This window comes from Nocardia wallacei, assembly GCF_029869545.1.
Taxonomy (GTDB): Bacteria; Actinomycetota; Actinomycetes; order Mycobacteriales; family Mycobacteriaceae; genus Nocardia; species Nocardia wallacei_A.
The window spans coordinates 21,008-31,356 of record NZ_JARWQD010000391.1 but is presented as its reverse complement, the minus strand read 5'-3'; the positions used below and the strand labels follow the sequence as shown (position 1 = coordinate 31,356).

Here is a 10,349-nt window from a genome sequence, read left to right as displayed (position 1 = left end):
GCGCCCCGCCGTCCCGGCGCGGACGCCCGCCGTCCCGGCCTGCACCGGTCCTCCATTCTCCGGCGTGCACCCGCCCTTCTTTTCCCGGCGTGCACCGGTCCTTCTTCCGGCGTGCACGATCCTTCTTTCCGGTGTGCACCGGTCCTACCTTCCGGCGTGCACCGGTCCTTGTTTCCCGGCATGCTTTTGGCCGGGACGGCGGGGCGGCGGTCACGCCAGTTGTTCTTCGGTGCTCGTCGACACCTCGGCGGCGTTCACGTCGTCGATGCGGTAGCGCGATGCGGCCTCGGTGACCTTGGCCTGGTCGATCCTGCCCGCGCGGGCCAGCGCCTGCAGGGCCGCGACCGCGATCGACTGGGCGTCGACGTTGAAAACGCGCCGCGCGGCCGGACGGGTGTCGGAGAAGCCGAAGCCGTCCGTGCCGAGGGTGACGTAGTCGCCGGGGACCCACTTGCGGATCTGGTCCTGCACCGCGCGCATCCAGTCCGAGGCGGCGACGAACGGGCCCGCATTGCCCTCGGCCGACCCCGGGGCCTGCGAGAGCGCCTGGGTGACGTAGGGAATGCCGGGATCGGTGCCGGTCTCGCGCAGCGCGGCAATCTCCTTGGCCAGCGCCTCTTTTCGCAGTTCGCTCCACGAGGTCACCGACCACACGTCCGCCTGCACGCCCCATTCCGAGGCCAGCAGCTCCTGCGCCCGCACGCCGTCGGGCACCGTCACGCCCGACACCAGGATCTGGGCGCGCACGTCACCGGCACCACCGCGCTTGTACAGATAGATGCCCTTCAACAGCCCCTCGATATCGAGGTCGTCCGGCTCGGCCGGTTGCGGGTAGGGCTCGTTGTACATGGTGATGTAGTAGAAGACGTTCTCGCCGCCGAAGGTGTCGTTCTCCTTGTGCGGGTGGGTGCCGGGCAGCGCGCTCGACTCCGGCGCCGGCTGCCCGCCGCCGTACATCCGGCGCAGGCCGTCGCGCACGATGTGGGCGATCTCGAAGGAGAACGCCGGATCGTAGGCGACCGCCGCCGGATTGGTCGACGCCAGCAGCAGCGAGTGACCGTCGTTGTGCTGCAGGCCCTCACCGGTCAGCGTGGTTCGCCCGGCGGTTGCTCCGAGGACGAATCCGCGCGTGAGCTGATCGGCCGCCGCCCACAGTCCGTCGCCGGTGCGCTGGAATCCGAACATCGAATAGAAGATGTAGAGCGGGATCATCGGCTCGCCGTGGGTGGCGTAGGCGGTGCCCGCCGCGGTGAACGACGCGGTCGATCCGGCCTCGTTGATGCCCTCGTGCAGGATCTGCCCCACTTGACTCTCTTTGTAGGCAAGCATCAATTCCGCGTCGACCGATGTGTACAACTGGCCGTTGCGGTTGTAGATCTTCAACGAAGGGAACCACGAGTCCATGCCGAAGGTGCGGGCCTCGTCGGGGATGATCGGCACGATCCGCTTGCCGATCTCCTTGTCGCGCAACAGCTCCTTCATCAGCCGCACGAACGCCATCGTGGTCGCCACGTTCTGCTTGCCCGAGCCCTTGCGCACCGAACGGTAGGGCTCATCTCCGGGGAGTTGCAGAGGCTTTGCCACCGAGCGCCGCTCGGGGACGAAACCGCCCAGGGTGCGGCGGCGGTCCAGCATGTACTGGATGGCCGGATCGTCCTTGCCGGGATGATAATACGGCGGCAGGTACGGGTCGGCCTCGAGCTGCTCGTCGGTGATCGGGATGCGCTGCACGTCGCGGAACGCCTTCAGGTCGTCCAGCGTCATCTTCTTCATCTGGTGGGTGGCGTTGCGGGCCTCGAAGTGCTTGCCCAGGCCGTAGCCCTTGATGGTCTTGGCCAGGATCACCGTCGGCTGGCCCTGGTGCGCCAGCGCCGCCGCGTACGCCGCGTAGATCTTGCGGTAGTCGTGGCCGCCGCGCTTGAGGTTCCAGATCTGCTGATCCGACAGGCCTTTCACCAGCTCCTTGGTGCGCGGGTCGCGGCCGAAGAAGTGCTCGCGGACGTAGGCGCCGTCGTTGGCCTTGTAGGTCTGGTAGTCGCCGTCGGGGGTGGAGTTCATCAGGTTCACCAGCGCGCCGTCACGGTCCGCGCTCAGCAGCGTGTCCCACTCCCGGCCCCAGATGACCTTGATGACGTTCCATCCCGCGCCGCGGAAGAACGACTCCAGCTCCTGGATGATCTTGCCGTTGCCGCGCACCGGGCCGTCGAGGCGCTGCAGGTTGCAGTTGATGACGAAGGTCAGGTTGTCCAGGCCCTCGTTGGCCGCCACCTGGATCAGGCCGCGCGATTCCGGCTCGTCCATCTCGCCGTCGCCGAGGAACGCCCACACGTGCTGGTCGGAGGTGTCCTTGATGCCGCGATCGTGCAGGTAGTGGTTGAACCGGGCCTGGTAGATGGCGTTCATCGGCCCGAGACCCATGGAGACGGTGGGGAATTCCCAGAAGTCGGGCATCAGGCGCGGATGCGGGTACGACGACAGGCCGCGCCCCGGGCCGCCGTGGCTGTACTCCTGGCGGAACCCGTCGAGCTGATCCTCGGTGAGCCGCCCCTCGAGGAACGCGCGGGCGTAGATGCCGGGGGAGGCGTGGCCCTGGATGAAGATCTGGTCGCCGCCGCCGGAGTGGTCCTTGCCGCGGAAGAAGTGGTTGAAGCCGACCTCGTACATCGCCGCCGAGGAGGCGTAGGTCGAGATGTGGCCGCCCACACCGATACCCGGCCGCTGCGCGCGGTGCACCATGACCGCGGCGTTCCAGCGGATCCAGGCGCGGTAGCGGCGCTCGACCTCCTCGTCGCCGGGGAACCAGGGCTCGTTCTCGGTGGGAATCGTGTTGACGTAGTCGGTCGAGGTCAGCGCGGGGATCGCGACGTGGCGCTCACCGGCGCGCTCGAGCAGGCGCAGCATCAGGTAGCGCGCGCGGCCCGGGCCCTCGCGGTCGAGCATCTCGTCGAAGGACTCCAGCCACTCGCTGGTCTCCTCCGGGTCGATGTCCGGTAGGTAGGACGCCACCCCCTCGCGGATCACGCGCACACGAGCCCCGGCCGGTCGCGTGCTTGCCGGCTCCGCGCCCGCGGGCGTGCCGTTGGCGTTGGAACTCGACGACTTCGGGTGCATCAGATCTGTCAAAATCAAAGCTCCTCGTACAGGGGTGGACAAGCTGATGGCTCTAACCCCGGGTAGCCGCGGGTGGGCGGGCTATCCGTCACGCAGTGGGGCGCATCTCACATCCTCGCCGATGATGCGTCCCAGGTCATCATGTCAGCCGGAAATCCAGTACCGTTCTCCAGGCGACCGCGATGTTCGTGCCGGCGTCACCGGGCACCGCGAACGCCCCCAGATGGAACCACCGCCGAGGGATCGAGAAGCGGGGAGGACGATGAAACTGCTGAACCCACGCGGGTTCGGATTGGCGTGCGCGACCGTGGCGGTCGGCACGGGACTAGTGGTAGCCGGATGCTCCAGCTCAATCCACGGTACCGCGACCGTGAACCAGGCGGATGCGTCGGCGTTCCGGACCGAGATGGCGTCGTCCTCGGCGGCGGCGACCTCCTCGCAGAAGGCCGCGGCCGAGGCGAAGGCCGTCAGCGACAACTGCACCCCGTTCCGCGACATGGCCGGGGCGGCGACGAACAAGTACAACGAGTTCGTCGACGCGCACGACGCCAACGCGCCCGACCAGGACGCCAAGCGCGACACCTCCGCACAGACCTGGGAGGACGCCGCGCACACCGTGGAGACCCGGGTGCAGTCGTCCGGCCCGGCGTTACCCGCGGACCTGGCGCAGAAGTTCACCGCCTACGCGGTGGCGGCCCGGGAACTGGCGGGTGAGGCCCGCAAGATGACCTACACCGCGCCCGTCGGACCGCTCAACGACGCCAGCAAGCGGGTCAACGACGCGTTCGCCGCGGTACGCGATGCCTGCCCCGCGCGCTGAGGCGGCGGCGTTCCCGACATTTCGGGGACCTTTTGGGCGGATCGGCTTGCGCTGCGGCCGATAACCATGTTCGCTTGCAACTATCTATTGTCGGCAGTTGAGGAGGACACCACCGTGGTCGCCGCGGCGGACGCGCAGAACAACGCTCAGAAGCTTGGCATTTCACACGGAATGGTGGTTCAAGAGCTGGGCTGGGATGAGGACACCGACGACGGCCTGCGGTCGGACATCGAGGATGTGATCGGCTCCGAGATGGTCGACGAGGACACCGATGAGGTGGTCGACGCCGTCGTGCTGTGGTGGCGGGACGGGGACGGCGACCTGGCCGACGAGCTGATGGATGCGATCGGCCCGCTGTCCGACGACGGTGTCATCTGGGTGCTGACTCCCAAGACGGGCCAGCCCGGCCATGTCGATCCGAGCGAGATCGCCGAGTCGGCGCCGACCGCGGGATTGACATCGACCACGCCGGTCAGTCTGGGGGTTTGGACCGGGACCAAGCTGATGCAGCCCAAGACGCCCTCGAAACAGCGCTGACCGATCGCTCGACTAGGGTTGTGACCCGAGTGGGACCGTGCCGCTCGCCGGCAGTGCTGTCCGCGTGACAGCCGTGCTCGCATGCGGCCATCGATCACAGGAGGACTGCGCATGCCGCTCGAAGAGGGCACGGTCGCACCGGATTTCACGCTGAAGGACCAGAACAACCAGGACGTGCGCCTGGCGGACTACCGCGGGCACAAGAACGTGCTGCTCGTGTTCTATCCGCTCGCGTTCACCGGCATCTGCCAGGGTGAGCTGTGCAAGGTGCGCGACGAGCTGCCCAAGTTCCAGAACGACAACGCCGAGATCCTCGCGATCTCGGTCGGCCCGCCGCCCACGCACAAGATCTGGGCGGCGGAGCAGGGCTACACCTTCCCGCTGCTGTCGGACTTCTGGCCACACGGCGCCGTCGCCCAGTCCTACGGCGTCTTCAACGAGAAGTCCGGCTTCCCCAACCGCGGCACCTTCGTCATCGACAAGGACGGCATCATCCGCTTCGCCGAAATGAACGGCCCCGGCGAGCCCCGTGACCAGGCAGCTTGGGAGAAAGCGCTCGCTGCATTAGATTCATAACCCGCTGCGTCGCCACCCCATGGCAACCAGCACCCACGCCCTCCACAGCTCGTGGTGGGCCCGGGCGTATAGCTCAGTGGTAGAGCACTGGTTTTACACACCAGCGGTCGGGGGTTCGAACCCCTCTGCGCCCACTCGGTTTGTAGAGGTCTGTTTCGGCTGGCTGCGCCAGTGCGGCCTCCGCGTCGTGGGCGAGGCTGCGCCTGGGGGCGGCTAATCGATTACGTGCGGAGCAACCCAGGTCCATGCGCTTGACCAGCGTGATCGCGTTCGAAGTGGTGTCGGCGGCGGTATGGTTGAAGATCGAAGCCAACGGGGAGGGAGGGCTGAGATTGGCCGACTTGGAGACGCTGATAGCACAGGTGTGGAACCCGGAGGTCCGGTCGCTGGCTGAGGAAGCGTGGCGTTGCTACAACGCCGGTGCGATTCGTGCGTGCATCGCTACGACTTGGGCGGCGATTACCGCGGATATCATTACGAAGCTCGTACAACTCGCCGATGCCGGAGATCAGCAGGCCGTCGATTTCCGGGACGGCCTCGACTCTGCGCGGCAGAAGGGCCTGACCCAGGACGGGGTGCGTGCGATGCAGCAGATCGAGAATGGCTTGCTGGGTACGGCCGTTCGGTTCGAGCTGATCGACACGATCGGCGAGCGGGAGCTGACACGGATCCGCGAGGACCGCAACCTGAGCGTCCATCCGTCACTGAGGACTCTCGATGACGTGTACCAGCCGCGGCCGGAGGTCGCTCGCGGACACCTCGCGGTAGCTCTGACGAACTTGCTCATCCACCCTCCGGTTCAGGGGCGAAAGGTGGTGGAGGAGTTCGCGACTTACGTGTGTGACCCGTATTTCGTAGCGAGCACGCCGCACATACAGGCCGCCTTCTACGATCGTGTTCGCGCTGCTGCGCGCACCAATCTGGTGAAATTCGCGGCCAAACATGCGCTGCTGGAACTAGATCCGGCCGGACGGATGTCTGCGATCGATCACGCCGACCGCATGGCGGTCGCATTGGACGCTTTCGCTCAGCGGGATCGCGAACTGGTCCGGGCGGTGATGTCCAAGTTCACGGACAGGTTTCAAACGCTCGATGGCGCAACACAATTGAGAGCGTTGATTCGCCTCGGCGCGCACGACTATTTCTGGGATGTTCTCGATCAGCCACTGGTGACCCGGCTCGAGAACATGATCTACGCCCGAATTCCGGACTCCGAGTGGGACCAGCTGCCTGGTGATGTCGCCGCGGCCATGGCTCTGGCACGTAGTCCTTTCGTTCGGCAACAGCTTCCCGAGCTGGAGGTCCGGCTCAGCGCGCTGCAACCGATGCATCGGATGTCCGTTCTCACATCCGCAGATCCCGATCCCTATTTCGTGTCGGCGGTACTGCAGAGCCTTCGTGACGCTTGGTCGTATCGCGCTGCTGAACAAGTCGGTCGCCTGTTGGTTCAATACGCCCGGTTCCTCAACAACGGCGAACTGCGGGCCGCCCTGTCGGCTTGGTCCGGCAATGCGCAGTGCCGTCAGGCCATCGACATGCTCGGACTGGCGGTCCAGTTGTTCCACGGCACAGGGCAACTCGGGGACTCTCGGGGTGCGTTGTTCCGGGAGTTTCTGGAAGCGGTCCGTGCAGAGGAGGACGAGACCTCGTACTACACCTATGCCGATCTGGAGCAGGGGCTTCAGGCCGCTGGGCTGTGACCGACGAATGCGCGGTCCCGGTCTCAATCCGTCAGGTATGCCACCCACAGATAGTCGCGGGGGCGACTCATTGCGACGAGGGCTTGCCTGGCGAGGAGGGCGGCATGATCGTGGGCACCGCCGGTGAGTTCACTCAACGGTTTGTTCTGTTTCTCGGTGATGTGGAAGACTGCCGCGAAATCCATTCCTTTCGCCCGGTGCACGGTGCCGACCTTGATGTGGGCATGCTGGCTGCCGTCGTATCGGTCCAGCGGCAGCGTCGACAGTCCGGCGTGTTCCAGTACGCGTTGGTAATGCAGGGCATCTCGGCGGCTGCCGACGATCACTGCAACGTCCGAGGCGACGTAACCGGATTCTTTGATCGCGAGTATCAGTTCGTCATCGATGTCCGCGCGACGCACAACCTTCTCCTCCGCGTTGCCGCCGGGCAGCACTGCATCGCTGTCACGCAGTGCGAATCCGGGTCCGCCGTCGAGGTCATCGACGGTATTGCTCGCCTCGACCCGTTGGGCGAATCGGAGCACGGCTTCCCGGTTACGGTAGTTCGTCCGCAAAACCCGTCCGCGGCCGCCAGGAAGCGGGATACCGGCCTCGGAGAGCTTGCATCCACCGGCATACACCTGTTGCTGGCCGTCACCGACCAGTAGCAGCTGGGCATCCGGTCCACCGCCGGCTATTCGGTGCACAAGTTTCAGCTCGAGCAGGGTGAAGTCCTGCACCTCGTCGACCACGACCAGGCCGTAACTCTCCGAGTCATCGAGTGGACAATCCCGTAGCTCGTCGACGGCTTTTCTGATCACGTCGGTAAAGTCATCGATCCCGCGATCCTTCAGCCGCGCTTGGTACGGCTGATAGAACAGGTCCCATACATCGGTCCGCTGGTTTGGGCCCAGTACGACTCCCTCACGGCCGGACCGGCGGACAGCCTTGTATTCCTCGACGGTTCGGAGGCCGCGTCCCTTGATTACCCGATCGACCTCATCCTTCCAATACTGGTAGTCGGTGTCCTTGATGTTCCCGAGCGCATGGCGCGCCTTGGTCCAAGCGCGGGCGAACGCATCCTCGTACGCCTCGTCGTCGCCGAGACGATAGGGCACGCTGCGGCGGTTCAAGAAGCGCATGGTCCAGGCGTGTAAACCGATGAACTCGGCACGGTCGATCCCTTGCGGTGCCAGCCGCGCAAACGCCGATTCATGGTAGGACGGCAGGGTTTTCACGAAGCTGGTGAACAACAGTCGGCCGGGGTTCAGCTTGGCGAAGCGCGCCATCCGATGCAGGGCTACCACCGACTTGCCGGTACCCGCCGGGCCACTGAACCGTGCCGGGCCGGTGAAGCTGACGTTCACGTGACTGATCTGGTCGGGGTCCAGAAACGTCATCCATTCCTGAAACGGGCGTCCGAGCACCTTGCTGCGCTCATCCCCCCGTACCTCGTCGGCACCGAACAGGCCCTCGGAGACAACGGTTTCCGCAGTCGGCGCCTCTTCTGAGCTGATCCATTCGAATCGGCCGCTTCGCCCTGCGACGGTGGCGGCGATCTGGCCGATCCATCGTGTCGACAGTGTGTTCTCACCGGTCAGCAATGTCTGCCGCATCGTGGACTCGTCCACCGACACGAATGGATCATGTGCGGCGGTTCGGACCGCCTGCGGCATGAGGAGCATGACCTCGAGCATGTGCGGTACATACTGACGACGCCCGAAGGCGACACCCGCAAAGACTTCCTCGGCACGACTGCGGATGCCACGTACCCACTCCCGCTCTGGAACCGTCTGGGTGAACACCAAGGCATAGACCCCCGTCGGACCGATCGTGAATGCCGCGGCCCGATCCCTCCGGGGCGTCGTACGGTCGATCAGTAAATGCCATCGGCGCTCCACCAACGGGATCGATAGGAAACGGCGCTGCTCAGCGGTTAGATGTGGGACCGCGGCCAGTCTTTGCTCGGCCCACCCACGGCGCCTCTCACGGTTGATATCAGGCATACGCCCCCCTGAGACCTCAACGGCAACTGGTAATCAAGATAGCGAAGACGTATGCGACATGCCGCGCGAATTGCCTTCTGCACGTGCCTGTTTCGGTATCAAACAGGAATTCGAGAGCCGCGACTCGATCCGGATCGTCTACCGGCGCTGGGGCACCCGTACGTCCTGATCGCCGAGACCGTGGGCGAACTATCTGCCCGCGCGAAGCCTCGCGAGGTCTTCGAAACTCTGGTCGCCCCTTGGTATTTCCGCCTGCTGGTCGGCGTCCCCGGCACTACGAGGTCTCACCGGCGTAATTTCGGGCGGTGAGGGCGGAGCGTAGGTACCACAGGCCGTTCGGGGTGGTGGGGTCGCAGCCGGTGAGCTGGGTGATGCGTTTGAGGCGGTAGTCGACGGTGTTGGTGTGGATGTGCATGGTGCTCGCGGTGCGCTGGCGGTTGAAGTTGTTCGCCAGGTGGCAGGCCAGCGTCTGCAGGAGTTCGGGATGGTCGTCGAGCGGGTCCAGCAGGTAGCGCAGAGCGTCGCGGCCCGGGCCGGGCCTGGTGATCTGGTATTCCAGCGCCACGTCGGCCAGTCGATACAGGCCCGGCGGGCGCCGCAGGCTGTGCACCGTGTCGAGTAGCTGGTGGGCCTGATGGGCGACGTCGGGGATCGCGGCGACAGGGGCGGGCAGGGTGGTGGCGTGAATGCCGGTCTCGGCGGCGGCGGTCAAGGTCGCGATGAGCGAGTCCAGGTCGGCGTCCTCCACGACCGAGGCCGGAATCAGCACGGTGCCGCCGGTGACGCTCATCAGCGACAGCACCGTGTCGCCGCAACTGGTGGCCAGCGCGGCCTGGACCCGGCGCAGCTTGCGGCGGGCCACGACATCGACGTTGATGCCCGGCAGGTTTTCCTCCGGATGCGCCGCGATGGCCACCGCGACAACGTGATACCGATCGGCGATGCCCATGCCGCACTGCCGGGCCATGATCGAATCCGAATGGCCGCTGAGCAGCGCCGTCGTCAGGGTGTGTGCGGCGGTGTGGTGCTCGCTGACCACCGACCGCAGCTCCTGGATGTAGGCGCGGGTCAGTGTGACGGTGATCAGCTCGAGCACATCCAGTTGACGGCGCGCCCCGTCGCGGACCGAGGTGAAATCCGCCGGGGTGGCCCTGGCGTGAATGAGGTCCGCGCCGAGCCGGAACCCTTCGTGCACCGCCTGCTGGATGATGTCGAGCGGGATCCCTTCCCGCGCCCACTGTGCGGCCACCGACTCCAATCGCGCCAGCGCCGCCGGTGGGTCGCCGCCGTCGAACATGTCGACCGCCAGTTCCAGGCACAGCCGGGTCACGGTGGACACATCTCCGCGCAACGCCTCGCCGGGCAGGGTTCCGCACGGGGCGACATGTTCTGCGAAGTGCCCGACCATCTTTCGCGACACCGACCGCACGTCCTGCAGCGGCGACGTGAACAGCTGGCCCGACGCCATGCGGCCGACTTGAATCACACGGTCACCTGTCACGGTCCCTTCCTTCCGCACTCGAGCGTGCCGATCACGGGACACATACGGTAACGATCCCGTGAACCGCGGTAACAGCATTCGCCGGAAGTGTTGTGACTCTGCCGAATTCATCGCGCGTT

At 65.8% G+C, this 10,349-nt stretch carries 7 protein-coding genes and 1 tRNA gene; 5 read left to right on the top strand and 3 right to left on the bottom strand.

What is annotated here, in order from left to right:
• Positions 1-210 precede the first annotated feature (210 nt).
• On the bottom strand, positions 211-3,111 hold the full coding sequence (gene aceE / locus QH290_RS37035) for a pyruvate dehydrogenase (acetyl-transferring), homodimeric type (protein WP_425301838.1): 2,901 nt from the start codon (positions 3,109-3,111) through the stop codon (positions 211-213).
• A gap of 370 nt (positions 3,112-3,481) precedes the next feature.
• Between aceE and QH290_RS37030 the strand changes: the two genes are divergently transcribed.
• From QH290_RS37030 to QH290_RS37010, 5 genes are all read left to right on the top strand, one after another.
• Entirely contained in the window at positions 3,482-3,931 is a 450-nt protein-coding gene (locus tag QH290_RS37030; protein WP_280388080.1) for a hypothetical protein, read from the top strand.
• Positions 3,932-4,045: 114 nt separating this feature from the next.
• A complete protein-coding gene (locus QH290_RS37025; protein WP_280268641.1) occupies positions 4,046-4,468 on the top strand; it encodes a DUF3052 domain-containing protein in 423 nt (140 codons plus the stop codon).
• Positions 4,469-4,579: 111 nt separating this feature from the next.
• Entirely contained in the window at positions 4,580-5,044 is a 465-nt protein-coding gene (locus tag QH290_RS37020; protein ID WP_280388078.1) for a peroxiredoxin, read from the top strand.
• Between the two features lie 62 nt (positions 5,045-5,106).
• A tRNA-Val gene (locus QH290_RS37015) sits at positions 5,107-5,178 on the top strand.
• Between the two features lie 126 nt (positions 5,179-5,304).
• Entirely contained in the window at positions 5,305-6,744 is a 1,440-nt protein-coding gene (locus QH290_RS37010) for a hypothetical protein (protein ID WP_280388086.1), read from the top strand.
• A 23-nt stretch (positions 6,745-6,767) separates the two neighbouring features.
• Here the strand turns inward: QH290_RS37010 and QH290_RS37005 are convergent, their stop codons facing one another.
• Together QH290_RS37005 and QH290_RS37000 are read right to left on the bottom strand one after the other, a co-directional pair.
• Entirely contained in the window at positions 6,768-8,729 is a 1,962-nt protein-coding gene (locus tag QH290_RS37005; protein ID WP_280388077.1) for a UvrD-helicase domain-containing protein, read from the bottom strand.
• Between the two features lie 274 nt (positions 8,730-9,003).
• Positions 9,004-10,230 carry a PucR family transcriptional regulator gene (locus QH290_RS37000; protein WP_342213786.1) on the bottom strand — a complete coding sequence of 409 codons (1,227 nt, stop codon included), beginning with the start codon at positions 10,228-10,230 and terminating at the stop codon, positions 9,004-9,006.
• Positions 10,231-10,349: the final 119 nt, after the last annotated feature.

What these genes read in the sequence shown, in the direction of transcription:
- QH290_RS37020 (WP_280388078.1), top strand. Translation starts at nt 4,580, where the DNA reads ATGCCGCTCGAAGAGGGCACGGTCGCACCGGATTTCACGCTGAAGGAC.
- aceE (WP_425301838.1), bottom strand. Translation starts at nt 3,111, where the DNA reads ATGCACCCGAAGTCGTCGAGTTCCAACGCCAACGGCACGCCCGCGGGC.
- QH290_RS37005 (WP_280388077.1), bottom strand. Translation starts at nt 8,729, where the DNA reads ATGCCTGATATCAACCGTGAGAGGCGCCGTGGGTGGGCCGAGCAAAGA.